At 59.7% G+C, this 25013-nt stretch carries 15 protein-coding genes and 1 pseudogene; 9 read left to right on the forward strand and 7 right to left on the reverse strand.

Translation table 11 applies throughout. The features are described 5' to 3' along the window. Positions 1 to 22 precede the first annotated feature (22 nt). Positions 23 to 3391: a mechanosensitive channel MscK gene (mscK, locus tag BSF40_RS07540; RefSeq protein WP_095964648.1), complete on the reverse strand. Its 3369-nt coding sequence runs from the start codon at positions 3389 to 3391 to the stop codon at positions 23 to 25. Positions 3392 to 3425: 34 nt separating this feature from the next. After that, positions 3426 to 5168 carry a potassium/proton antiporter gene (locus BSF40_RS07545; protein ID WP_095964649.1) on the reverse strand — a complete coding sequence of 581 codons (1743 nt, stop codon included), beginning with the start codon at positions 5166 to 5168 and terminating at the stop codon, positions 3426 to 3428. Positions 5169 to 5558: 390 nt separating this feature from the next. On the opposite strand from BSF40_RS07545, the gene BSF40_RS07550 reads away from it, so the two are divergent. From BSF40_RS07550 to BSF40_RS33465, 4 genes and pseudogenes are all read left to right on the forward strand, one after another. After that, positions 5559 to 5789, forward strand: a complete 231-nt coding sequence (locus tag BSF40_RS07550) for a hypothetical protein (RefSeq protein ID WP_007971835.1) — start codon at positions 5559 to 5561, stop codon at positions 5787 to 5789. Continuing rightward, positions 5786 to 6088 carry a cell division protein ZapA gene (locus BSF40_RS07555; protein WP_007981180.1) on the forward strand — a complete coding sequence of 101 codons (303 nt, stop codon included), beginning with the start codon at positions 5786 to 5788 and terminating at the stop codon, positions 6086 to 6088. The genes BSF40_RS07550 and BSF40_RS07555 overlap by 4 nt, the downstream gene beginning before the upstream one ends. A 145-nt stretch (positions 6089 to 6233) precedes the next feature. Continuing rightward, a pseudogene (locus BSF40_RS33460) lies at positions 6234 to 7262 on the forward strand (cache domain-containing protein); the annotation flags it as partial. A gap of 132 nt (positions 7263 to 7394) precedes the next feature. Beyond that, entirely contained in the window at positions 7395 to 8126 is a 732-nt protein-coding gene (locus BSF40_RS33465; RefSeq protein WP_371918068.1) for a methyl-accepting chemotaxis protein, read from the forward strand. Between the two features lie 117 nt (positions 8127 to 8243). On the opposite strand, the gene BSF40_RS07565 is transcribed toward BSF40_RS33465, so the two are convergent. Together BSF40_RS07565 and putA are read right to left on the reverse strand one after the other, a co-directional pair. Beyond that, positions 8244 to 10046, reverse strand: coding sequence for an acyl-CoA dehydrogenase (locus tag BSF40_RS07565; protein ID WP_095964651.1), 1803 nt, complete (start codon positions 10044 to 10046; stop codon positions 8244 to 8246). A 256-nt stretch (positions 10047 to 10302) separates the two neighbouring features. Beyond that, positions 10303 to 14253, reverse strand: coding sequence for a trifunctional transcriptional regulator/proline dehydrogenase/L-glutamate gamma-semialdehyde dehydrogenase (gene putA, locus BSF40_RS07570; RefSeq protein ID WP_095964652.1), 3951 nt, complete (start codon positions 14251 to 14253; stop codon positions 10303 to 10305). A gap of 461 nt (positions 14254 to 14714) precedes the next feature. On the opposite strand from putA, the gene putP reads away from it, so the two are divergent. The 4 genes from putP to BSF40_RS07595 all read left to right on the forward strand — a co-directional run bounded on the left by putP (position 14715) and on the right by BSF40_RS07595 (position 19627). Beyond that, positions 14715 to 16199, forward strand: coding sequence for a sodium/proline symporter PutP (gene putP / locus BSF40_RS07575; RefSeq protein ID WP_095964653.1), 1485 nt, complete (start codon positions 14715 to 14717; stop codon positions 16197 to 16199). Positions 16200 to 16473: 274 nt separating this feature from the next. Beyond that, a complete protein-coding gene (locus BSF40_RS07580) occupies positions 16474 to 17883 on the forward strand; it encodes a PAAR domain-containing protein (protein ID WP_095964654.1) in 1410 nt (469 codons plus the stop codon). A gap of 464 nt (positions 17884 to 18347) precedes the next feature. Continuing rightward, a complete protein-coding gene (locus tag BSF40_RS07590) occupies positions 18348 to 18800 on the forward strand; it encodes a hypothetical protein (RefSeq protein ID WP_141249713.1) in 453 nt (150 codons plus the stop codon). Between the two features lie 497 nt (positions 18801 to 19297). Next, positions 19298 to 19627, forward strand: a complete 330-nt coding sequence (locus tag BSF40_RS07595; protein ID WP_095964656.1) for a hypothetical protein — start codon at positions 19298 to 19300, stop codon at positions 19625 to 19627. Positions 19628 to 19847: 220 nt separating this feature from the next. On the opposite strand, the gene BSF40_RS07600 is transcribed toward BSF40_RS07595, so the two are convergent. Beyond that, positions 19848 to 20342 carry a DUF2165 family protein gene (locus BSF40_RS07600; RefSeq protein WP_007971825.1) on the reverse strand — a complete coding sequence of 165 codons (495 nt, stop codon included), beginning with the start codon at positions 20340 to 20342 and terminating at the stop codon, positions 19848 to 19850. A gap of 207 nt (positions 20343 to 20549) precedes the next feature. Between BSF40_RS07600 and BSF40_RS07605 the strand changes: the two genes are divergently transcribed. After that, positions 20550 to 21386, forward strand: a complete 837-nt coding sequence (locus BSF40_RS07605) for a 23S rRNA (adenine(2030)-N(6))-methyltransferase RlmJ (RefSeq protein WP_095964657.1) — start codon at positions 20550 to 20552, stop codon at positions 21384 to 21386. A gap of 83 nt (positions 21387 to 21469) precedes the next feature. Here BSF40_RS07605 and msrA read toward each other — a convergent pair whose 3' ends face one another. Together msrA and BSF40_RS07615 are read right to left on the reverse strand one after the other, a co-directional pair. Further along, positions 21470 to 22120, reverse strand: a complete 651-nt coding sequence (msrA, locus tag BSF40_RS07610; RefSeq protein ID WP_095964658.1) for a peptide-methionine (S)-S-oxide reductase MsrA — start codon at positions 22118 to 22120, stop codon at positions 21470 to 21472. 183 nt (positions 22121 to 22303) lie between these two features. Continuing rightward, on the reverse strand, positions 22304 to 24997 hold the full coding sequence (locus BSF40_RS07615; protein WP_095964659.1) for a bifunctional diguanylate cyclase/phosphodiesterase: 2694 nt from the start codon (positions 24995 to 24997) through the stop codon (positions 22304 to 22306). Positions 24998 to 25013 lie beyond the last annotated feature (16 nt).

Below are 25013 nucleotides of genomic sequence, written 5' to 3' on the forward strand. Positions count from 1 at the left end.
CATTCTGCTGGGGAAAGGCCGGTTAGTCGAGTTTGGCGGCGGGCGGTTCTTGCGCCGGCCTGCCGTCGACGATCGGCACGATGGTTTTCGCTTCCGGCTCGATGGGCACCATCTTGTATTCCTGGCCGTGCAGGTTCTTGAGGTAGACCTCCATCTGCCGGAACGAGATGTTGATGTGCTGCTTCTTGAACTCGCGGTTGATGAAGCGGTTGACCTCGTCGAGCACCGGGTTGCGGTCGCCGAGGTCGCGCACGTGCATGCGCAACTCGTGGTCGAGGGTGCTTTCGCCGAAATTCAGGAAGTACACATGCGGCTCCGGGTCTTTCAGGACGCGCGGGTTATCCCGTGCTGCCTTGAGCAGCAACTCTTTCACCAGGTCCAGGTCCGAGCCGTAGTCGACGCCGAGCTTGAGGGTCACCCGGGTGATGGTGTCGGTCAGCGACCAGTTGATCAGTTGCCCGGTGATGAACGTCTTGTTCGGGACGATGATGTCCTTGCGGTCGAAGTCGGTGATGGTCGTGGCACGGATGCGGATCTTGCTCACCGTACCCGACAGGTTGCCGATGGTGATGGTGTCACCGATCCGCACCGGACGTTCGAACAGGATCATGATGCCGGAAATGAAGTTGGCGAAGATTTCCTGCATGCCGAAACCGAGGCCGACCGACAGCGCCGCCACCAGCCATTGCAACTTGTCCCAGCTCACGCCCAGGGTCGACAGGGTCGAGACGAAACCGACGCCGGCGATCACGTACGAGAGCAACGTGGTGGTCGCGTAGGCGCTGCCCTGGGCCAGGTTGAGCTTGGACAGCACGAAGACTTCCAGCAGGCCGGGCAAGTTGCGCGCCAGGGCGAAGGTGATGCCGATGATGATCAGCGCACCGAGCATGTCGCCGATGCTGATCGGCACCATGCTCATGTTGGCGCCGGTACCGCTGGTGTATTCGTAGAGGGTGATGTTGTCCAGGTACGAGAACACGGTGATCAGGTCGGCCCAGACCCAATACAGCGCCGCCATGAAACCGCCGAGCAGTGCCAGGCGGATCAGGCGCAGAGACTGTTCGTTGACCTTCTCGATGTCCATGGTCGGCTCTTCGATCACCGTTTCGCCATCGCCGGCCTCTTTGGCGGCCAGGCGCTTGGTCAGGGCGCGCTGGTAGGCCAGTCGCCGGGCCGCCACGCTGAGGCCGCGCACGAAGGTGGCTTCGATCACCAGCCAGAACATCAGCAGGTACAGGGTATTGATCAAGCGGTCGCTGAGCTTCAGCGCGGTGTAGTAGTAGCCGAAGCACACCGCCACGAACAGCGCGACAGGCAGGGCGGTGAACAGGATCCCCACCAGTTTGCGGAACAGCGAGGCGTTCTCGTGGGTCGGGCTGCTGATGAGCAGGCGGCTGAGCAGCAAGGTCATCAAGGCGTAGCAGGTGAGCACCACCGGCATGCCGAGCACGTCATCGGCCAGCGCCGCCGGTTGCAGTTCGGCAACGGCCACTACGGTCACCAGTGCCATCACCACGATGCCGAGGCGGCGGATCCATCTGCGCAGGAATTCCACCTGGGGCTTTTCCCAGCGGAAATGCAGTTCTGCCACGCCACCCGGCGCGAGGATCCGGTAGGCGGTGTAGAACACCAGCCAGGCCCCGGCCATTTGCAGCAGCGCCGCGCCCATATTGGCGTTCTGCCCGCGGGCGTCGATTTGCAGGGCCAGCCCGCACAGGGCGAGGCCCAGGGAAACCGGCATCGCCAGCAGGATGTTGATCAGAATCGCCTGCGGGGTGTGCCACTGGCTATCGCGTTTGAAGTGACCGATGTCCTGGTGAACCTTGTTCAGCCGTGCGTACAGACTCTTGCGTCGCCACAGCAGCGCACCGATCAGTAGCGCCAATGGCAGGAACAGCAGCGGGCGTTGGGTCAAGCCGTCGGCCAGTTCGCTCAGGCTTGACAGTACCGGGAGTGAATCGAGTTGACGCTGGAGGCGATCTGGCACGCTGTGAATCCACTCCAGGTCCAGCGGCTTGTTGCTGGGAATCCAGAACATCTGCTCATCGAGCGTCGCCCGCAGGCTTTGTGCGGTGCTGAGCAGCTGTTTCTGGTTCAGTTGCAGGGTGATGGATTCATTGAGCACTGCGCTCAGTTCGCGATTGAGCCGCTCGAGCAGGTCGGCGCGGGTGGTGGCCAGTTCCATCAGGCTTTTGCGCAACTGCGGCGTGACTTGCTCGGGGGGCTGGGTCGACAGCAGGTTTTCAACGTAGGTGGTCGGATTGCTCAGCAGTTCCCGTTGCTGGCTGACTTCGAACTGATACAGGCGAATGTCAGCGATCTGGTCGGCCAGGTTGCGGTCGAGCCGCAGGCGCGGCAACGCCTGTTTCTGTTTGTAGAGAATCTTCGAGAGCAGCAGGCTGCCTTTGAGTACGTTGATTTGCTCGTCCAGCGCCGAATCGCTCTGGGTCAGGCTGTCCAGTTGTTGCTTGGTCTGCAGGTTTTGCTGGGTGACTTCGTTGAGGCGGTCGGTGCTTTTGAGCAGATAGTCCGAGAGCTTCAGGTTGGCCGCGCTTTCGGTGGCCAGCAGGCTGCTGCCGCCAGCCTTCTGCGCTTCGATGGATTGCTGGGTGACCGTTTCCTGGGACAGCGCCAGACGCTTCTGGTTGATCAGGGTTTGCAGTTCCTGGATTTCCTTGTCCAGGCGGTCGGATCGCTCCGACAACAGGTCATGCTGGCTGTTGCCGAGGTCTTGCAATTGGGTATTGCCGGCCAGTTCCTGGCGGCGTAGCGGGATCAGGGCGTTCAGTGCCGCCAGTTCGGCATTGAGCTGGTCGCGCTGCTCGGCGCTCAGGGTCTTGCCGGCGTCCTTGCCGTTCTTGAGGGTATTGTTGATCTGCTGGATGCGCGTCTGACTGGCGGATATCTCCGCCTGGGCACGCTCGGGGCGGGTCTGGGCAGTGATGATCAGGCTGTTGGCATCGCCCAGGGCTTTTTGCAGGTCGCTTTGCTGGGTGGAGCGCTCAGTGAGCATTTGCTCCAGCTGCTGGATCGACTCTTTGGCGAAGCGCTGCGCCACCGGCACCACGGCGCTGGCCTTGAGGCGGGTCAGTTCGCGCTGGTTCTCGATCGTCTGCTTGGGGGCAGAACTCAACGTTTGCTTGAGATCGGTCAGCTTCTGCTCGTAATCACGCTTGTTGTTGAGCTGGTTGAGCGTGCCTTGCAGGACGGATTGCAAAGCCTTCTGATCGGCTTCCGGCAGTTTGCGGTCGGCAATCTTGTCCAGGCTCGCTTGCACAGCTTCGCTGGAGGGCGGTTCGGCCGCTTGTGCCGCTTGTGAAAAACCAAGGGGGCCGACAGAGAGACTCAAACCCAGAAGGGCAATGGCGAAAAAGGAGCGCAGGTTAGGCATAAAGACCGGTCAAGCAAGTGAGAGTGGAAGCAGTTTAGAGGAAGAGTCCGGGGCCCGGGCGACTTCCTTCGGGGAATCTGACGCCCACTTTGCCGATCTTGTTCCCGTCCATGACCGCCACGGTCCAGATGGTGTTGTTCCATTCCACCTGGTCACCCACTACCGGCGCGCCGCCGACTTTCTGGGCAATGAAGCGGCCCAGGGACATGTCCGGATCGATGCCTTCGACCTTCAGCCCATACAGGGCCGCAACCGCGGCCAGCTGGGCGTCTCCTTCGAGTACGAAGTCGCCGAAGAAGCGCAGATCGAGGCCCCGTTGGGGGGCCTGGCTGAAGAGTTTTCCGAGGGCCGGCAGGTTGTGTTCATGGCCGATAACACACAGCAAATCATCGACTTCCAGCACCGTACTACCCGACGGATGGAGCAATTGTTGACCACGAAACAGGGCTGCGATACGGGTGCCTTCGGGCATTTTCAGCTCACGCAGGGGTGAACCGATGCACCATTTTTCCGCGCCGAGGCGATAAATGAACAGCTCCCACTCGCTGGTAACGTGCACTTCCAGGGCCGAGCGCGAGATGGGGGCAGGCTCCGGAGGCACCGTCACCTTGAGCAGCTTGGCGACCCACGGCAGGCTCGTGCCCTGAACCAGCAGCGACACCAGCACGATAAAGAAGGCGAGGTTGAAGTACAGCTGGGCGTTGGGCAGGCCGGCCATCAGCGGGAACACCGCGAGAATGATCGGGACCGCGCCGCGCAGGCCGACCCAGGAAATGAACACTTTCTCACGACCATGGAATGCCTTGAACGGCAGCAGGCCGACCACCACCGACAGTGGCCGGGCAAACAGAATCATCCACAGCGCCAGTGCCAGTGCCGGCAAGGCGATTGGCAGCAGGTCGTGAGGTGTCACCAACAGCCCCAGCACCAGGAACATGCCGATCTGCGCCAGCCAGGCCATGCCGTCGAGCATGTGCAAAATACCGTGGCGGCTGCGCACCGGACGGTTGCCGATCACCAGGCCGCACAGGTACACGGCAAGGAAGCCGCTGCCGTGCAGGGCGTTGGTCAGGGCAAACACCGCCAGGCCACCGGCGATGACCAGGATCGGATAAAGACCGGTGGCCAGGTTGATGCGGTTGACCAGTTGCAGCATGAGCCAGCCACCGCCCAGGCCAATGACGCCACCGATGCCGAACTCGCGGATCAGGTGGGTCAGCAGGCTCCAGTGCAGGCCGGTCTGGCCGCTGGCGAGCATGTCGATCAGGGTGACGGTGAGGAACACCGCCATCGGGTCGTTGCTGCCGGATTCGATTTCAAGGCTGGCGGTTACCCGTTCGTTCAGGCCTTTGCCACCCAACAGCGAGAACACCGCCGCGGCGTCGGTGGAGCCGACAATGGCCCCGATCAGCAGGCCCTGGATCAGGTTCAGGTCGAACAGCCAGGCGGCCGCCATGCCGGTCAGACCAGTGGTAATCAGCACCCCGACCGTGGCCAATGAGAGCGCCGGCCATAACGCCACGCGGAAACTCGAGACCCGGGTGCGCAAACCGCCGTCGAGCAGGATCACCGCCAGTGCGAGGTTGCCGACCAGATAAGCCGTGGGGTAGTTGTCGAAGATAATGCCGCCGCCATCGACGCCGGCCGCCATGCCGACGGCCAGGATGATCACCAGAATCGGGATGCCGAGGCGGGACGAAAGGGAGCTCACCAGAATGCTCGCACCTACCAGCAACGCGCCGATCAAGAACAGGCTGTTGATGGTCGTCGCATTCAAAGGCAGTACTCCAGAAAGCTGAAAGGCGGGCACAAACTGACCATGCAGTCTGCGTGCCAGCGATTCTAACCTGTTGAAATGTGATGCTGTCAAAAAGCTTTTGAAACGCAGAACCCTGTAGGAGCGAGCTTGCTCGCGATGGGCGTCAACGATAACGCGTACTGCCTGACTCAACGCGTCGCCATTGAAATCATCGCGAGCGAGCTCGCTCCTACACAAGTTGGGGGCGGGCGACGAAGTGCAGGAACCAGATTGGCTTATCACAGTCTTTAAAACTCGCGAGGAAGGTCGCCTGTCAGCAAAATCAAGGCTTTGCGCCTGTATAACCCTGGCATCCACGGTGACTTTTCTTTATCGTACGCGCCCTTTGAAAAAGCCCGGAATATCAAAATGTTGGAAGCATCCCTAAGCCAATTGGAACAACTGGTCAGCGACCTGGTGCAACAGAACCAGACGTTGCTCGGCACCAACCAGACCCTGACTGCAGAACTGGCCCAGGCCAAGGATGAAAACGAAAGCCTGCAACTGAGCCTGATGGAGCAGGAAGAGAAACAAGGCGCCACGGCGGCTCGCATCCAGGCCCTGGTTGAGCGCGTCAGCGCAGGCCCTGTCAGCGCATGAGTTACAACGCCGCAGGGGTAAAAGTCGTCTCGATCCTGGGGGAGGACTATTCGATCAAGGCACCGGCCGGGGAAGAACAAACCCTGCTGGACGCCGCGATGATGTTGAAGGCAGCCCTGGCCGAAACCAAGAGGAAGTACCCGACGCTGATCGGTGACCGACTGCTGGTGCTGGCGGCGATGAATCTGTGCTCCCAGCAGATTGAAATGCAGAAACAGCACAAGCTCGAACTCGACCGTTACCAAGAGCAAGTCAGCGCCACGGTTGAAGTGATCTCCAAGACGATCAATCAGGCCTGATCGGCTTTGCGCACAACCAAAGAATAGATTGTCGATTGGTTTGTATACAATCGGCACGGCTGTTGCAGTGTTTCAGCCTCTTATTCTTTGGGGGTGCTCCATGCAGTTCTGGCGACGCAGTATTCAATGGCAGTTGATCCTGAGCATGGGCACCGCCCTTCTGGTCAGTATCCTGATCGTGGTTGGCATTTATACCCTCGTGGTCAACCGTCTCGCCCAGAGCTATCTGGTCGAGCAGGCATTGCCGTCGAGCATCGAGGCGATGCGCAACGACATCGAGCGGATCCTCGTCCAGCCCCTCACCGCCGCGAAGGACATCGCCAGCAACAGCATGGTGCGCGACTGGTTGGCCGGGGGTGAAGACAGTGCCCAGACCAGCACCTTTGCCACCTATCTGGAAGGCATCCGCGCCGAACACAAAGCCTTTACCGCGCTGATTGTCGGCACCGCGTCCAATCACTACATCACCGAAAAGGGCCTGGACCGCACCCTCAGCCGATCCAATCCCAAAGATGCCTGGTTCTACGCGTTCCTCGACAGCAATCAGCCGCGCACCCTCAACATCGATAACGACACGGCCACCGGAGAATTGGCGCTGTTCATCGACCTCAAGGTCGAGCAGGCCGGCAAAGTCGTGGGCGTTGCCGGGCTTGGCCTGAGCATGAAAGAGCTGTCGGAGCTGATTCACAATTTCAGCTTCGGTGAGCGCGGCAAGGTCTATCTCGTGCGTTCCGACGGTTTGATCCAGGTGCATCCCGAGGCGCAGTTCAGCGGCAAACGCACCTTGGCCGAGCAGATTGGTGCTACAGCGGCGCAAGCGGTGATGAGTCAAAAAGCCGCCACCAGCAGCGGCTTCCAGCGCGACGGCGAAGACTTCCTCGCCTTGAGCTTGCCGCTGCGTGATCTCGGCTGGACCCTGGTGGCCGAAGTGCCGCAATCGCAGATCTACGCCGAAGCCCGCCGTGCCATGTGGATGAGCAGCGGCATCGGCCTGGCGGTGGCACTGGTGTGCCTGTTGCTGGTGGTGTTGCTGGCCCGTGGGCTGGTGCGGCCGATTCGCCAGGTAACAGCGGCGCTGGTGGCCATCGGTAGCGGTGGTGGAGATTTGACCCAGCGGCTGGATTCCAGCCGCGCCGATGAGCTGGGCGATCTGGCGCGCGGTTTCAATCGGTTCCTGGATAGCCAGCGCGACATGATCGGCGAAGTGCTGACAACCAGCGAGCGCCTGCGCACCGCTGTCGGCCAGGTGGCGCGGGTGGTGGACAACACTGCCGAACGCTCTGGTCGTCAGCAGGAAATGACCGACATGGTCGCCACCGCTGTTCACGAAATGGGCCTGACCGTGCAGGACATTGCGCAGAATGCCGGCAACGCGGCGTTCGCGTCACAAACCGCTCGTGATGAAGCGATACAGGCGCGGGAGGTGGTGGGAGGCTCTATCCGCCATATTGAAAGCATGTCCCGGGAAATCGGCGTCGCGGCCACGGCGGTGGCCGAACTGGCTCATCAAGTGGCATCCATCGATCAGGTGCTGGCGGTGATTCGCGGGATTTCCGAGCAGACCAACCTGCTGGCGCTCAACGCCGCTATCGAAGCGGCGCGCGCGGGCGACATGGGACGTGGATTCGCCGTGGTGGCCGATGAAGTGCGCACCCTGGCGCGGCGTACGCAATCGTCCACCGATGAAATCCAGCAGATGATCGGCAGCCTCAAGCAAGGCGCGGAGAACGCGGTGACGTCGATGCATTCCGGGCAGGCTGCGACGGGCACGGGGGTCGAGTCGAGCCAGCGTACCGGTACCTCGTTGACCGCGATTACCGGGCAGGTGGAGCGCATCAGCGATATGAACCATCAGGTGGCGACGGCGACGGAAGAGCAATCGGCAGTCACCGAGGAAATCAATCGCAACGTGCAGGGCATTTTCGATCTGGCGCGGGCGACGGCGGGGGAGGTCAGGGCTTGTCGTGAGGATTGCCAGACGTTGCAGCGGTTGGCGGATGATCTGGCGCGGCAGATGGGTGGGTTCAAGCTGGGGTGATGTGGCGTCTGCGCGGACGTCTTCGCGAGCAAGCCCGCTCCCACATTTGAAATACATTCATCTGTGGGAGCGGGCTTGCTCGCGAATGGATCTAAGCAGCACTACAAGTATTTGGAGCTAGAACCACTCATCCTGCATGCCCAGGCACACATCATCCCGCGCCTCAAGAATCGCCAGTTCATGATGGCAACCCGGCACTTCCCATGTCAGGAAGTAGCGCGCCGCCTGCAGCTTTCCTTTATAGAAGCTCACATCCGCCGCATTGCCTTTTGCCAGCCCTTCCTCGGCACGAATCGCCTGTTCCAGCCAGCGCCAGCCGATCACCGTGTGCCCGAACACCTTCAGGTACAGCGCCGAGTTCGCCAGGCTGCTGTTGACCTTGCCTTGCGCCAGGTCGGTCAGCAGGCCGATGGTCACGGCCTGCAGGCGCGCCACCAGTTTCTCCAGCGGCTCGCGTAGCGGCGTCAGCGACTCGAACGCCTGGGCACGTTCGGCGGTGTCGGCGATCAGGCGGATCAGTTGCTTGAGCCCCGCGCCACCGTTTTGCGCCAGTTTGCGGCCCAGCAGGTCCAGCGATTGAATGCCGTGGGTGCCTTCGTGAATCGGGTTCAGGCGATTGTCACGGTAGTACTGCTCCACCGGGTATTCACGGGTGTAGCCGTGGCCGCCGAGGATCTGGATCGCCAGTTCATTGGCCTTCAGGCAGAACTCCGAGGGCCAGGATTTGACGATCGGCGTCAGCAGGTCCAGCAATTCATGGGCCTGCTTGCGTTCGGCTTCGGTTTCAAGGGTGGTGGTGTCGTCGAACAGTCGCGCCGCGTACAGGCCGAGGTCGAACGAGCCTTCAACGTAGGCCTTTTGTGTCAGTAGCATGCGCTTGACGTCAGCGTGCTGAATGATTGCCACTGGTGCAGTGTTCGGGTCCTTGCTGTCCGGCACGCGTCCTTGCGGACGTTCGCGGGCATATTCCAGCGAGTACAGGTAGCCGGCGTAGCCGAGCATCACTGCCCCCATGCCGACGCCAATCCGCGCCTCGTTCATCATCTGGAACATGTAGCTCAAGCCCTGGTGCGGCTTGCCCACCAGATAGCCGACACACTCACCGTTATCGCCGAAATTCAGCGCGGTGGACGTGGTGCCACGCCAGCCCATCTTGTGGAACAGCCCGGCGAGCAGCACGTCGTTACGCTGGCCGAGGCTGCCGTCATCGTTGACCAGGAACTTGGGCACGATGAACAGCGAGATGCCCTTCACCCCGGCCGGCGCATCCGGCAGCTTGGCCAGGACCATGTGCACGATGTTTTCCGACAGCGGATGATCGCCACCGGAAATGAAGATCTTGTTGCCCTTGAGGCGATAAGTGCCGTCGGACGCAGGCTCCGCGCGGGTACGAATATCCGACAGCGATGAGCCCGCGTGGGGTTCGGTCAGGGCCATGGTGCCGAAGAAACGGCCGTCGATCATCGGTTGCAGGAAGCGGCGCTTCTGCTCATCGGTGCCGAAGCTTTCGATCAGGTTGGCCGCGCCCATGGTCAGGAACGGATAAGAGGTCGAAGCGGCGTTGGCCGACTGGAAGTGTGCGAAGCAGGCTTGGGACAGTAGCGTAGGAAGTTGCATGCCGCCGGCTTCGAAACTGCGCGCGGCGTTGAGGAAGCCGGCTTCGAGGAAAGCATCCACCGCCGGTTTCACTTCTGGAATCAGGATTGCCTGACCATTCTCGTAGCGCGGCTCGTTCTCGTCGCCTTTGCGGTTGTGCGGGGCGAAGAACTTCTCGGCGATGCTGCGGGCGGTGCCAATGGCTGCATCGAAGGTTTCGCGATTGTGCTCGGCGAAACGTTCACGCTGGGTCAGGCCCTCGGCATCGAGGACTTCATACAGCTCGAAAGCCAGATTGCGGGAACTGAGCAACGTCTCGGACATGGCGGCCTACCTTTTGTTGGGATGGGCCGAGTCTAGGCGGGGGAATAGAGGCTGAACAGGATGATTGATGAGCGTGATGGTAGGGCAGAGCGCCAACTTAACAGGCACCACAAAACAATTGTGGGAGCGGGCTTGCTCGCGAAGAGGTCGTCACATTCAACATTTAAGTTGACTGACAGTCCGCTTTCGCGAGCAAGCCCGCTCCCACAGGGATTTGATTGCCAGGCAGCTATCGTGGCTGCCCGGCTTATCGGGTTTAGCCGATGGTCATCAAACTGGCATTACCACCCGCCGCAGCGGTGTTGACGCTCAACGCACGTTCAATCACCAGGCGCTCCAGCGCAATGTTGGTTTCGCCTTGCGACAGACCCTGCACACCGACAATCGCACCGGCACGCTTGGCAACCTGCTGGCAAACCGCACGCAACTGGTCGGAATGGCCGTGATGCACAACCGCGTCAATCACCACATCGTCCTTGTTCCAGTCGGAAACCAGCTTGATGCGCGCCTGAATATCCTTCGGCAGGCGTGCGAACAGCGCCTTGGTCAGTTCACCTTCCGGCCACACCGCCGAACCGCCGACTGCCAATACCGCCGCCAATTGAGTCAACAGGTCGCCTTCGACTTCCGCCAGGCACAGCACGTGTTCCCGTGGCAGGATCGCGTAGCTGTTGCGCTCGCCGGTCGGGCCGGCCAGAACGCGGGTGATGCCGCTTTGCGATTGTGCGGCGAACTGCACGCACAGGGTGCTCAGGTCGGCAAACTTGTGGCTGTCAGCCCAGGCTTTCAGGGCGGTCAGCGGCTTGCTCATGGCGTCGCGCAGTCGAACGTCCGGTGCTGCGGCGGCATCGCCACGAGCGAAGGATTGTTCGATCGCATCCGCAGGGCGGGTCGAGAGCAGGCGGTACAGGTACAGCGGGCCACCGGCTTTCGGGCCGGTACCCGACAGGCCTTCGCCGCCGAACGGCTGCACGCCGACCACGGCACCGACGATGTTGCGGTTGACGTAGACGTTACCGGCATTGACGTTGTCGATCACCTTGGCGATGGTCTCGTCGATGCGGGTGTGGACGCCCAGGGTCAGGCCGTAGCCGGAAGCGTTGATCTGACCGATCAGTTGATCGATGTCCTTGCGCTTGTAGCGAACCACGTGCAGCACCGGACCGAAAATCTCCCGCTGCAACTCGTCGAAGCTTTCCAGTTCGATCAGCGTCGGCATCACGAAGGTGCCGCGTTTGACTTCTTCAGCATCGGCGATGGCCACCTGGTACACGCTGCGACCTTTGTCGCGCATGGCCTGGATGTGCTTCTCGATGCCGGCCTTGGCTTCGGCGTCGATCACCGGGCCGATGTCCACGGACAGACGCTCAGGGTTGCCAAGACGGCTTTCAGCCATCGCGCCCTTGAGCATTTCGATGACGCGATCGGCGGAATCTTCCTGCAGGCACAGGACGCGCAGGGCCGAGCAACGCTGGCCGGCACTGTCGAATGCCGACGAAACCACGTCGATCACCACTTGTTCGGTCAGAGCCGAAGAGTCGACGATCATCGCGTTCTGGCCACCGGTTTCGGCGATCAGCGGGATCGGACGGCCCTGGCTGTCCAGGCGGCCGGCGATGTTGCGTTGCAGCAAGCGCGCGACTTCGGTCGAACCGGTGAACATCACGCCTTTGACGCGATCGTCGCCGACCAGGCCGGCACCGACGGTTTCACCGCGACCCGGCAGCAGTTGCAGCACGCCCTCGGGAATGCCGGCTTCGAGCAGCAGGCGCACGGCTTGAGCGGCGACCAGCGGAGTCTGTTCCGCAGGCTTGGCCAGTACCGGGTTACCGGCGGCCAGCGCAGCAGCCACTTGACCACTGAAGATCGCCAGCGGGAAGTTCCACGGGCTGATGCACACCACTGGACCCAGAGGGCGGTGAGCGTCGTTGGTGAAATCGTTGCGTGCCTGCACCGCGTAGTAACGCAGGAAGTCCACGGCCTCGCGGACTTCAGCGATGGCGTTGGCGAAGGTCTTGCCGGCTTCGCGGGCCAGCAGGCCCATCAGCGGCTGGATCTCGGCTTCCATCAGGTCGGCGGCGCGTTCCAGGATCGCGGCGCGTTCGGCGGGCGGGGTGGCCTGCCAGATCGGTGCAGCGTTGAGGGCGCACTGGATCGCGTTGTCGACGTCTTCGACGGTGGCTTCCTGCACATGGCCGACCACGTCACGCAGATCGGACGGGTTCAGCACGGGAGCCGGGGCTTCGTTGCTGGACGCGCAGCCGAGTATCGGTGCGGCTTTCCAGTGGTTGTGCGCGGTAGCGAGAAGTGCGCAGGACAGCGACGCCAAACGATGTTCGTTGGCCATGTCGATGCCGCTGGAGTTGGCGCGTTCGGCGCCATACAGGTCACGCGGCAGCGGAATGCGCGGGTGCGGCAGGCCGAAACCACCTTCCACGGTTGCCATCTGCTCAATGCTGGCTACCGGATCGGCTACCAGTTCCTGGATCGAAATCGACTGGTCGGCAATACGGTTGACGAACGAGGTGTTCGCGCCGTTTTCCAGCAGGCGACGCACCAGGTAAGCCAGCAGGGTTTCGTGGGTGCCGACTGGCGCGTACACGCGGCACGGACGGTTCAGCTTGCCTTCGGAGACTTTGCCTACAACCTGTTCGTACAGCGGTTCACCCATGCCGTGCAGGCACTGGAACTCGTACTGGCCCGGGTAATAGTTCTGACCGGCGATGTGATAAATGGCCGACAGGGTGTGGGCGTTGTGCGTGGCGAACTGCGGGTAGATGACTTCCGGCACCGACAGCAGCTTGCGCGCGCAAGCGATGTAGGACACGTCGGTGTACACCTTGCGGGTATAGACCGGGTAGCCTTCCAGGCCTTCGACCTGGGCGCGCTTGATTTCGCTGTCCCAGTACGCGCCTTTCACCAGGCGGATCATCAGGCGATGACGGCTGCGACGAGCCAGGTCGATCACGTAGTCGATCACGTACGGGCAACGCTTCTGATAAGCCTGGATCACGAAACCGATGCCGTTCCAGCCGGTCAGTTGCGGCTCGAAGCACAGGCGCTCGAGCAGATCCAGCGACAGCTCGAGGCGGTCGGCTTCTTCGGCGTCGATGTTCAGGCCGATGTCGTACTGCTTGGCCAGCAGGGTCAGCGACAGCAGGCGCGGGTACAGCTCATCCATCACGCGCTCGTACTGGGCGCGGCTGTAGCGAGGGTGCAGGGCCGACAGCTTGATGGAAATGCCCGGGCCTTCATAAATCCCGCGACCGTGGGACGCTTTGCCGATCGAGTGGATGGCTTGTTCGTACGAGGCCAGGTACTTCTGTGCGTCGTGCTCGGTGAGTGCAGCTTCACCCAGCATGTCGTAGGAATAGCGGAAGCCCTTGGCTTCGAACTTGCTGGCGTTGGCCAGGGCTTCGGCGATGGTTTCGCCGGTCACGAACTGCTCGCCCATCAGGCGCATGGCCATGTCGACGCCCTTGCGGATCATCGGTTCGCCGCTCTTGCCGATGATGCGGCTCAGGGACGAAGTCAGGCCGGCTTCGTTGTGCGTGGATACAAGCTTGCCGGTCAGCAGCAAGCCCCAGGTGGCGGCGTTGACGAACAGCGAAGGGCTGTTGCCCAGGTGCGGGTGCCAGTTACCGGTGCTGATCTTGTCGCGGATCAGGGCGTCACGGGTGCCTTTGTCCGGGATGCGCAGCAGCGCTTCGGCCAGGCACATCAGCGCCACGCCTTCCTGAGATGACAGGGAGAATTCCTGCAGCAGGCCCTGGACGATGCCGGCACGGCCGCCAGCGCTCTTCTGATTGCGCAGTTTTTCAGCAATCGAGGCGGCGAGTTTGTTGGTGGCTTCGGCCATCGGGGCCGGCAGGCGAGCCTGCTCGATCAGCATCGGCACGACTTCCGGCTCAGGGCGGCGGTAGGCGGCGGTGATCGAGGCGCGCAGTACCGACTGCGGCAGGATGCTTTCGGCGAATTCGAGGAAGCACTGGTGGGCGTGATCCAGAGGCGCGTCGACGCTGTCGTCGGAATCCTTGGTCAAACCGCTCAGCTCGGTCAGGGTTGCACCACCCTCGAGTTTTTCCAGGTAATTGAAGATTGCCTGCTTGATCAACCAGTGCGGCGTGCGATCAATCGAGGTCGCGGCGGCCTTGAGGCGTTCGCGGGTCGGGTCGTCAAGTTTGACCCCAAGGGTGGTGGTAGCCATGTTTTTATCCTCATGTTTGCCACGACTGCGTGGCATCAGCTGGCGCCAAGATTAGCCGTGCAACTGTTGAGGTGCAACCGGGTGCAACCCTTTTTTTGTCGGAATATTACGCGACTCGTCAGGAAATAAATTCTGGTACGTCTGTACCGCGCTTGCTTGGTGCTTTTTCTTCTAGCAAAACGGCTGGACTGCGCTAAAAGGGAGCAAAAACCGTAGGATTTGTCGCAATTTGAAAAGGGTGCAACTTATTCTCAAGAAACAGGTTGCACCATATTTACTTTGTTGAATAGCATTCGCGCCCAAGGTGCAACCCGAACAGAAATCGGGTGCTCCGGCTGATGGCTTTCCTGGGGAAACATCAGTCATAAATGCGCGGGAATCCGGATCGTCTGTCAAACGTATGCGTTTGCGAGCGGTTCACCAGCCGCCGCTACATAAAAACAAAGCCAGGGCGTAACTTAATGAGCGTAAGCAATCCAACCCTGATCACGTTCGTGATCTACATCGCAGCAATGGTGCTGATCGGCTTGATGGCCTATCGCTCCACCAACAACCTTTCCGACTACATTCTGGGCGGTCGCAGCCTGGGCAGCGTCGTGACTGCACTGTCCGCCGGTGCCTCCGACATGAGCGGCTGGTTGTTGATGGGCTTGCCCGGCGCGATCTACATGTCCGGTCTTTCCGAAAGCTGGATCGCCATCGGCCTGATCGTCGGCGCCTACCTGAACTGGCTGTTCGTCGCCGGCCGTCTACGTGTACAGACCGAGCACAACGGTGATGCACTGACCCTGCCGGACTACTTCGCCAGCCGCTTCGAAGACAAGAGCGGCCTGCTGCGGATCATCTCTGCGGTCGTGATCCTGGTGTTCTTCACCATCTACTGCGCTTCCGGCATCGTGGCCGGTGCCCGTCTGTTCGAAAGCACCTTCGGCATGTCCTACGAGACGGCGCTGTGGGCCGGTGCTGCGGCGACGATTGCCTACACCTTTATCGGCGGATTCCTGGCCGTAAGCTGGACCGACACCGTACAAGCCACCCTGATGATCTTCGCGTTGATCCTGACGCCAATCATCGTGCTGCTGGCCACGGGTGGTGTCGACACCACCTTCCTGGCCATCGAAGCGCAAGATCCAAGCAACTTCGACATGCTCAAGGGCACCACTTTCATCGGCATCATCTCGCTGATGGGCTGGGGTCTGGGCTACTTCGGTCAGCCGCACATCCTCGCGCGCTTCATGGCGGCTGATTCGGTGAAATCGATTGCCAAAGCCCGTCGCATCTCCATGACCTGGATGATCCTGTGCCTGGGCGGCACCGTGGCTGTGGGCTTCTTCGGTATCGCCTACTTCTCGGCGCATCCGGACGTGGCTGGCGCAGTCACCGAGAACCACGAGCGTGTGTTCATCGAGCTGGCCAAGATCCTGTTCAACCCATGGATCGCGGGTATCCTGCTGTCGGCCATTCTGGCTGCGGTGATGAGCACCCTGAGCTGCCAGCTGCTGGTGTGCTCGAGCGCCCTGACCGAGGACTTCTACAAGACCTTCCTGCGTAAATCCGCTTCGCAGCTGGAACTGGTCTGGGTCGGCCGTGCCATGGTGTTGTTGGTTGCCCTGGTGGCGATCGCCCTGGCAGCCAACCCGGAAAACCGTGTACTGGGTCTGGTGAGCTACGCCTGGGCCGGTTTCGGTGCCGCATTCGGTCCGGTCGTGCTGATCTCCGTGATCTGGAAAGACATGACCCGCAACGGCGCACTGGCCGGTATCCTGGTCGGCGCGATCACCGTGATCGTCTGGAAGCACTTCGAACTGCTGGGCCTGTACGAAATCATCCCGGGCTTCATCTTCGCCAGCCTGGCGATCTACTTCGTCAGCAAAATGGGCACGCCGACTGCCGGCATGTTCCAGCGTTTTGAGGCTGCAGAGCGTGATTATCGTCTGAACAAGTGATGAGTGATGGGGGGAACGCTTCCCGTCCCTGATAAAAGAACGGCTCGCAGCTTTATGGTGCGGGCCGTTTTTTTTTGCACGCATGGTGCAGGGAGCTGGCGTTGGTCCCCCAATATCCGTGGTCCTTTTCAGTGTTGGTCGTGTGAAATTTCCTGATTTTCTCAGCCGTCTTGAGTTTCCTCTTCGCCCACATACTTTGCGTTAACACACGTTACACATCGTTATCAGTGGCGCGCTTCCCATGACTGGGGCGTCAGTAGAAAGGAGATCAGCAATGGCAGAGGGATATTTCATTCGCAAGGATGACAAGACAACCTGCGGTGGCAAGGTTCTGGATGCCGATACAGGCATCATGATGTTTGGTATCGCACATGCTCGTGCAGGGGATCGGGTGTCCTGTGGCAAGGACAACAAAATCTATGTCATTGAAGGCGGCGTTTCCTACATGGTGAGTCACGGAAAGTTGGTGGCGGGCTCACTGGACAGTTACAGCAGTTGCCCCTGCAAAGCCAGTTTGATCCCCTCAATCTTCACCAACACTTACGAGTCCAGTCGCACTGCGGCGCCGCATGCCGCCAGAACCTCTGCGCAACCGGCCGCGTCCGTTGTCAACAACATACCAGCGCCACGCTCATCCGGCTTTTCGCCGGCGCCAAGCTTTCCTACGCCAATACGTGGCAGCAGCGCGCAGGCAGTAGAACCTGGCTTCTACATCGTGCCCAAGAGCACCACCCGCGAACAACTCGAGGCCTCATTGTTCACCCTGCGCGACCCGGCGGTGATGGGCAAATTCAAACTGCTCAATCCCAATCTGCGCGACGTCAAAGCCGGCTCGATGATCGTGCTGAGCGACCCGAACAACTACCGGTGCACCCGCGAAGAAGCCCTGCTCATGGACGTGGCGGCCAGGACCAACCAAGTGCTTGAAACGCTCAGTCCGGAAGAAGCGGATTTCATGGTGCAGCACCGTGATGCCATTCAGACCTTCCTGGGCCATGGCTCGACCGCAATCGGTATTGGCGCGAGTATTCTCAAAAACAATCTGGATAACGTCAGCGACACCCTGAAAAAAATCGAAGCGCTGCATCAGCATTCATTCCTGCGCGATGGCCACCTGAGCTCACCGACGTTTCTGGCAGAGCGCCAAAAGCTGCTCGCTCAACTCGATATCCACCTGACTAGCCTGACGCGCAAAGGAATCGGTTTCCCCGACCACCCCAATTTGAATCGTGCAATGTTCCTCTCGCCTCCGAGTTTGGTTCATCGCTGGACGGAAGCCGGCGGCGTAGGGCAGATGCCGGGATACGCCACTCATCTTGAGGGTGTGGCCGGGGCTTCCAAGTACCTTAAGTACGGTGGCTGGGTCGGCACGGCCATTGGTGGAGGGGCGTCGGCTATGAAGGTACAGGAAGTGTGTACGGCGGGAAGTGCCGAAGCTTGCGAACGAATCAGGTTTACGGAAGCGGGGAGTTTTGCGGGTGGGATTGGGGGCGGTGCATTGGCTGGCGGGATAACTGCTCCGTTAGTAGGAGTTCTCTGCATCGGGCTAAGTGTACCTACAGCCGGCCTTGCGCCATTGGCATGCGGTATTTTGGTGGTTGGAGTCGGTTCATACGCTGGAGGAGAGTTGGGCGGTGCATTCGGTGAAGTGGTTGGCGATAAAATTTACGAGTCTATGAAATGACTATCGCTGATGTAATATTCATTAGTGTGTGTGGTCTCGTTATTATTGGCCAATTCCTGTGCATTGGGGCAGCTTTGTATCTGAGTCACACTAAGGGTGACTTGATGTCGTCGCACTTCAAAAACAGCTCATCCCTCCTGACTCTCGGCATATATAGACGTTCAAGCCTTTATGGCAGGATTCAGTTGATAGGAAACATCTCTAGCATTCTTACATTTCCTAGGTTTTTCCTTAAGCGAGGTCTAGCCAGTGCTGAGGACATAGATAGCTTTCCGCTCTCACTTAAGCGTCAGCTTGTAATACTGCAATGGAGTTTTATCGGGCTTATCGTTGCAATGGTATTGTTGGTCATAATTGGGAAAGCGGATCTCCTCCATTAGTCGAAAAGTGGGCAGCCGACCTGGTGGTGTGCCCATTATTTACACCCGTTCGCTGCTCGGCCTGAACAGATGGATCGAAAACAAATGAAGCCCGGAGTAAAGAAATGCAAAAAATGTGGAGTGCTGGATAGAGAGGGCTTATCGCTAATAGAAGGTCGGCACTGTCTTTCATGCCAACTAAAAATATACGAGGCAGGAAACTTTAATATGTTGAAGGAGGCGCCGCTGCGATTAAAAATCATACTCGGTGGGGTTTCTTTGATTTTTATAATGCTTTCAGTTTACGCAATATATCATCAGCATCTACTTTTGCCTGGAGGTGCTCGCAGCCAACCATTTCTGGTGGAGTTTTCAGGGCTTGGAGTACTAATGCCGGTATTTTCATTAACGATGTTCTCAATAAGCTTTTTGTCTTTAATTATTTCAAATTACCATCGGCGTTCTAGCGAGAAAATTTATAAAAAAATAATAAAGAACAGCTTTTACGCTGGTTGGATTTTGTATTTTATTTCGATATTTTTTTTCGGAAATAATTAGGAGGCTAACAGTTGGCGACTGACAAGCGCCTCGCAAGTCTCAGCAGCGCTTTGAATGAGGCTCATGAGCTGTTTGGCATTGGAGGGGAAGGTCCATCGACAAGGTTCTCCCTTTGTGCCATTCAGTCTCAAATTTATTTGGTGGATTGGAGCTGTTGCGGTTTTTCCGGGCAGGGTCCTAGGACGTTTCCTTCAAAACGTAGCGGTTTTCATGAAGTGGTGCGATGTGAGTTCCATCGATAGTCTTTGGCGGTCACTGACTGTTCAGTGGTGGGGTGTAGGAACCTCTCAAGACCGTTAGAGCTACGTTGGCGTCAATGCCTGGTTTGCGGCCGCTTGCATGCGGCCGTAAGATCAGTTGCGGCGGCTATGCGCGGGCACGCTTCGGTGTGGTCGAGTTTTGCTCTCAGGTCTCGATATTCCTACCCCGTGCATAGCTGCCACCCTAGCCCGTAGGAAGGCTAATGGCAGATCCATTTCTTCCTTAGAGCATTAAAAATGAAATCAATACATCCCGACCGGCCCTACGAAAAACCAACTCCCCATCCCGACAACCGCTTCATGGCATTGACCAGCAACTGCAACGACATGCCCACCCTGTTCGTCGACACCCAGGCGCCACTCGACATCCTCACCGACGCTGCCAACTACAGAATCCGCGCAGTTACCCAAGTGCTTGAGAACCTGTCCATGCGCGGTTCGATCGAGTGCGAGTCGTTCATCCTCAGCGATTTCGCCTTGCTCTGCGCTATTCCATTGCGCGATGGCTGTGATGTGCTGGATGTGGTTGGGCGGCGGTTGCGGGCGGGGCCTACAGCGGCGGCATAGGCGTCGTCACAAGATCAAAAGATCCTGGGCTTCATCTTCGCCAGCCTGACGATCTGTATCGTCAGTAAATTGGGCGCACGGTCTGCGGGCACGCTGCAGCGATTCGCCGCGGCGGAAAAGGATTTAATGTTGAACAAATGAGGCTTTCAGCGAGGCATTAGCTTGCTGATTGAAGAAGACGGCACGCATCCGATGGTTGCGGGCCGTTTTTTATTGGGGATCAGTCAAGATCGGTATCGGGCTGATTCAGAAAGATCAGCACGCCCAGTATTGCCATGTAGAACCTGAAGGCTGCGTCCTGACCATTCCAAATATCGGATTGCCACATCAGAAACCACTCACCGCCAACAACCATGAAGCCGAAAAACCACACGAAAAACCCGGTCGTCAAACCCGCTACGGCCCACTTCCTGGCCTGTCTGAACTCATGCCCACCGGCTGACCGTGAGCGCCAGAGTTGTAGTGCGCCGTAGCCAAGAAGTCCACAGGTAATGGCCTCGCCAAGGATGATCAGCCAGTAAGCCCCATGCCACACCCAAGGCAGATCAATTGCGCGATACCGGGCGGCGTTGTCAGGGAAGGTGGTATCCATGCTCAGCACATGCCGGACGAAGTTGAAGTTGGAACCGTAGTCGGTGATGTTGTTGAACACGGTCATGAAGGCGAATGCGGCGAGCGCCAGGGTCATTGCAATCTTTGCGTAGCGAATGGTCATTTGTGCGTCCTTTGCTTTTTTCGACAAAGAACGCTATCACACCGGTTTGCAGGTTCGGGAGTCTTCCTGTTGTGAGGCGTTTCTGAATTTATCGAGTGATGGTGCGTGCTTGTTGCCGCTATGAATGCTCGAAGTGTCCGCTCAGCCGCGAACCCCTGACTTGCCGGCCGGTAAAAGGTAAACTCCCCGGCCTTCGCAGGAGCAACCATGAATTATCGTCACGCCTTCCATGCCGGCAATCACGCCGATGTGTTCAAACACCTGACCTTGACCCGCCTCATCGCCCTGATGTCGCGCAAGGAGCAGCCGTTTGCCTATCTCGACACCCATGCCGGCATCGGTCTGTATGACCTTCAGGGTGACCAGGCCAGCCGTACCGGCGAGTACCTGGAAGGCATTGCGCGTTTGTGGGGTCAGCCGGATCTGCCGATCCTGACCGCCGATTACATGCAGGTGCTGCACGAGATGAACCCGGATGGCCAGTTGCGCTATTACCCGGGGTCGCCAGAGCTGGCGCGACGTTTGACTCGCCCGCAGGACCGCGTGTTGCTCAACGAGAAGCACCCGGAAGACGGCGTGCTGCTCAAGGACAACATGGCCGGCGATCGTCGGGTCAAGGTGCACCTGGGCGAAGGCTGGCATGTGTCGCGGGCCTTGCTGCCGGTGCCGGAGAAGCGTGCGGTGATGTTGATCGATCCGCCGTTCGAGAAGCTCGACGAGATGCAGCGTTGTGCCGCGTCGCTCAAGGAAGCGATTGGCCGGATGCGCCAGACCGTGGCGGCGATCTGGTATCCGGTGAAGGATCAGCGTGCGCTGCGTCGTTTCTACCAGGATCTGGCGGGTACCGGTGCGCCGAAGTTGTTGCGGGTGGAGTTGCTGGTGCATCCGTTGGATACGCCGAACAGTCTGAATGGCTCCGGGTTGGCGATTGCCAATCCGCCGTGGGGGCTGGAGGAGGAGTTGCGTGAGCTGCTGCCGTGGTTGTCCGAGAAGTTGGGACAGACCCAGGGTGGGTGGCGGATGGATTGGTTGATTGCTGAGTAGCAGCTGCAAGTTTCAAGCTACAAGCTGCAAGTTGAAGTTGCGAACACAGGGCTTGCAGCTTGAGGCTTGCAGCTTGTCACTGCTTATATAGGGCAGGTCACGCCTGTACCGCCGATGCCGCAGTAGCCTTCCGGATTTTTGGCCAGGTACTGCTGGTGATACGTCTCTGCAAAATAGACGGTCGGGGCCTGGTCGATTTCGGTGCTGATTTCACCGAGGCCGGCCTTGGACAGCTCAGCCTGGTACGCTTCTTTGCTCTTGAGCGCGGCCTCCAGTTGTTCCGGCGAGGTGGCGTAGATCACCGAGCGGTACTGGGTGCCGATGTCGTTGCCCTGACGCATGCCCTGAGTCGGGTTGTGCAGTTCCCAGAACATCGCCAGTAGCTCCTGGTAGCTGACCTTGGCCTTGTCATACACCACCAGCACCACTTCGGCGTGGCCGGTCAGGCCCGAGCAGACTTCTTCGTAGGTCGGGTTTGGCGTGAAGCCGCCGGCGTAACCCACCACGGTGCTGACCACGCCTTCACGCTGCCAGAAGCGGCGTTCCGCACCCCAGAAACAGCCCAGGCCAAAGATCGCGAACTCGACGTCCTCGAAGAATGGACCCAGCAGAGGGGTGTCTTTGAAGACAAAGTGCTTCTCAGGCAAGTTCATCGGGGTTTCGCGGCCAGGCAGAGCTTGTTCTTTAGTAGGGAGCACGTTTTTGTTCACCAGAATTTCCGAGCGCAGAACCATGATCAGTCCTCTCAGTCAGGTTGAGTTGTAAATAAACAGGCTGTCAGTGTGCCCAATGCCGGCCAGATACGCACTACCCTTGTGGGAGCGAGCTTGCTCGCGATGAGGGCATAACTTTCAGCATCAATGTCGACTGATCCACCGCTATCGCGAGCAAGCTCGCTCCCACAGGTTTTGTGTCTGTCAGGCGATTGGGCCACGCGGGTAGCGTTTGAGCTTTTCGATCAGCTCATTGCCCGGGATCGGACGGTCGAACAGGTAGCCCTGGCCGACGTCGCAGCGGTGACGGCGCAGGAACGACAACTGCTCGGCGGTTTCGATGCCTTCAGCCACGACCTTGATTTTCAGGTTGTGGGCCATGGCGATCACCGCGGAGGTGATTTCCATGTCGTCCTGGTTGTCCGGAATTTCGTGGATGAAGCTTCGATCGATCTTGATGATGTCGATGGGGAATTTTTTCAAGTAACTGAGCGACGAGTAACCGGTGCCGAAGTCGTCCATGGCCAGGGTCAGGCCCAGGCGCTTGAGCTGGTCGAGTTGCAAGTGGGTGTCTTCGGTGGCCTCCAGCAGCAGGCCTTCGGTCAGCTCCAGCTCCAGCAAATGAGCGGGCAGGGCTTCTTCCTTGAGGATGGCGGCGATGGAGGCCACCAGGTCCGGATCGGAGAATTGCTTGGGCGACAGGTTGATCGCCACTTGCAGGTTACCCAGGCCGGCGGCGGTCAACGCTTTGCTCATGCGGCAGGCCTGGCGGGCGATCCATTTGCCGATCGGAATGATCAGCCCGGTTTCTTCGGCCACGCTGATGAACTGATCCGGGCGGATCATGCCCTTTTCCGGATGATCCCAGCGCAGCAATGCTTCCATGCCCAGCAAGCGGCCGCTGCGCAGGCACAGCTTGGGCTGGTAGAACACGTCGAGTTCGTTCTGTGTCAGGGCGCGGCGCAGGTTGTTTTCGACGAACAGCTTGTAGCTGGCCTCGGCGTTCAGCGCTTCGGTGAACACTTGCACCTGATGTTTGCCGTTGGCCTTGGCCTTGTGCAGCGCCAGCCCGGCGTTGCGCATCAGGGTTTGCGGGTCGCGCCCGTGCAGCGGCGCGCAGGCCAGGCCCACGGAGCCGGTGACGCTGATCAACTGGTTGTCGACGAACATCGGTTTGTCGAGGGTCGCCAGCAACTGATTGGCCACCTGCTGACCCATCGTGAGGTCGCTGTTGTCCAGCAACACGGCGAATTCGTTACTGGCGAATCGCGCCAGGCTGCCGCTCGGGATCAAGCTGTTGCGCAGGCGTCGGGCCAGGCTGATCAGCAATTTGTCGCCAGTCTGGTGGCCGAGGCTGTCGTTGATCCGCTTGAAGTTGTCGATGTCCACCAGCAACAGGCTGATCGGCGCGTCGCTGTCGCGGGCGAAGCGTTCATCGAGGTTGCGGATGAACGCCGGGCGGTTGCCGAGATTGGTCAGGTTGTCGGTGTAGGCAAGGCGCTCGATACGCTGCTGAGCGAGCTTGGTCTGGGTGATGTCTTCGTAGATGCCGATGTAGTGGGTCAGCTCGCGATTGTCGCCATAAACCTTGGAGATCGACAACTGGCCCCAGTAGGGTTCGAGGTTTTTCCGGCGGCTCTTGAATTCGCCCTGCCAACTGTTGCTCTTGGCCAGCGCCGAAGGCGCGTCGAACAGCAGTTCGCTGAGGTTTTCCAGGGCTGGAAGTTCCGACAGGCGCTGACCGTGCACTTCTTCGGTGGAGTACTGGGTGATTGCGGTGAAGCTCGGATTGACGTACTCCACCACGCCGTCGCAGTTGACCAGCAGAAAGGCGTTGGCACTTTGCTCGACCGCACGCTGGAACAGGTGCAGGGCGCTGGTAGCGGTTCGCCGGTTGTGGTTGCTGATGACTTGGGCGAACTGGTCCGCCAGTTCGCCGGCGAAGGCGATTTCATCCGACTGCCAGGCACGGGTGGCACCGATTTGCTCCAGGCACAAAACGCCAACCACCTGGCCATCGACACGGATGCTGGCGTCGAGCATTGCGTTGACGTCGCGCGGGCGCAGGCTTTCGGCCATCTCCCGGGTGCGCGGGTCGTGCATGGCGTTATGGGCGTCGATGGCGCGACCGGTGTGCAGGGCGTCGAGGTAATCGGGGAACACGCTGACGTCGATCGGCTGCGGCAGCAGGTATTCCTGATTCGTGCGGTGATAGGCCGAGATCGGCACCAGCATTGAACCTTCGAGGCTCCACAGGCTGGCGCAGTCGATTTGGTAAATGTCGCAGGCACTGCGGGTGATCAGCTCGGCGGCTTCGCGCAAGGAGTTGTTGCTGCTGTAGCGCTGCCGGGTAAGCAGCAGGATCAGGTCCTGCTGGGCGCGCACCCGGTCCAGATGCAGCAGCTGCTCCTGCTGGGCGCGCTGATTGAGCTCCAGGGCGATTTGCAGGCGCGAGTTCCGGGTTTCCAGATCCAGGGCCGGTTGCAGCGGGTCATCCTCGTACAGGCCGTCAATGACCAGCAAGTAGCCGCGCAACAGGTGGCGATTGTGTTGTTTGTAGGCTTCGCCCAGTTCCAGCAGATTCAGGGAGCCGGAGGCCGTGTGCAGGGTGTAGCGGATCAGGTAATGCGTGCTTTGAGTCAGCTGGTGCTGGACCGCATCATGAAGTTGATAGCGCGCTTCCGGCTCCATCAGGCTGGCGTAGGGCGAGCCCACCAGTGCACACAGCTCCACGGCCGGCAGGCCGAACTGGCGTTCGCAATTGGGGTCGAGAAACAGGAGCGCCCAGCTGGGTTCATTAAGCCGTTCGAAACGCAGCATGCCGAGCCGCGAGGGCACAGGCAACTGCGTCACTACCTCGGCCACCATACGGCTGGCGGCATCGGGTTGGCTTTTCATGGAGGGAAACTCGCTT

It is taken from the genome of Pseudomonas sp. ACN5, assembly GCF_002303975.1.
GTDB lineage: Bacteria > Pseudomonadota > Gammaproteobacteria > Pseudomonadales > Pseudomonadaceae > Aquipseudomonas > Aquipseudomonas laurylsulfatiphila.

Bases quoted from the DNA above. Each gene is read 5' to 3' on its own strand.
- BSF40_RS07615 (WP_095964659.1), bottom strand. From the start codon at position 24,997: ATGAAAAGCCAACCCGATGCCGCCAGCCGTATGGTGGCCGAGGTAGTG.
- putA (WP_095964652.1), bottom strand. From the start codon at position 14,253: ATGGCTACCACCACCCTTGGGGTCAAACTTGACGACCCGACCCGCGAA.
- BSF40_RS07555 (WP_007981180.1), top strand. From the start codon at position 5,786: ATGAGTTACAACGCCGCAGGGGTAAAAGTCGTCTCGATCCTGGGGGAG.
- BSF40_RS07550 (WP_007971835.1), top strand. From the start codon at position 5,559: ATGTTGGAAGCATCCCTAAGCCAATTGGAACAACTGGTCAGCGACCTG.
- putP (WP_095964653.1), top strand. From the start codon at position 14,715: ATGAGCGTAAGCAATCCAACCCTGATCACGTTCGTGATCTACATCGCA.
- BSF40_RS07600 (WP_007971825.1), bottom strand. From the start codon at position 20,342: ATGACCATTCGCTACGCAAAGATTGCAATGACCCTGGCGCTCGCCGCA.
- BSF40_RS33465 (WP_371918068.1), top strand. From the start codon at position 7,395: ATGGTCGCCACCGCTGTTCACGAAATGGGCCTGACCGTGCAGGACATT.
- BSF40_RS07590 (WP_141249713.1), top strand. From the start codon at position 18,348: ATGAAGCCCGGAGTAAAGAAATGCAAAAAATGTGGAGTGCTGGATAGA.
- BSF40_RS07565 (WP_095964651.1), bottom strand. From the start codon at position 10,046: ATGTCCGAGACGTTGCTCAGTTCCCGCAATCTGGCTTTCGAGCTGTAT.
- msrA (WP_095964658.1), bottom strand. From the start codon at position 22,120: ATGGTTCTGCGCTCGGAAATTCTGGTGAACAAAAACGTGCTCCCTACT.
- BSF40_RS07595 (WP_095964656.1), top strand. From the start codon at position 19,298: ATGAAATCAATACATCCCGACCGGCCCTACGAAAAACCAACTCCCCAT.
- BSF40_RS07605 (WP_095964657.1), top strand. From the start codon at position 20,550: ATGAATTATCGTCACGCCTTCCATGCCGGCAATCACGCCGATGTGTTC.
- mscK (WP_095964648.1), bottom strand. From the start codon at position 3,391: ATGCCTAACCTGCGCTCCTTTTTCGCCATTGCCCTTCTGGGTTTGAGT.
- BSF40_RS07580 (WP_095964654.1), top strand. From the start codon at position 16,474: ATGGCAGAGGGATATTTCATTCGCAAGGATGACAAGACAACCTGCGGT.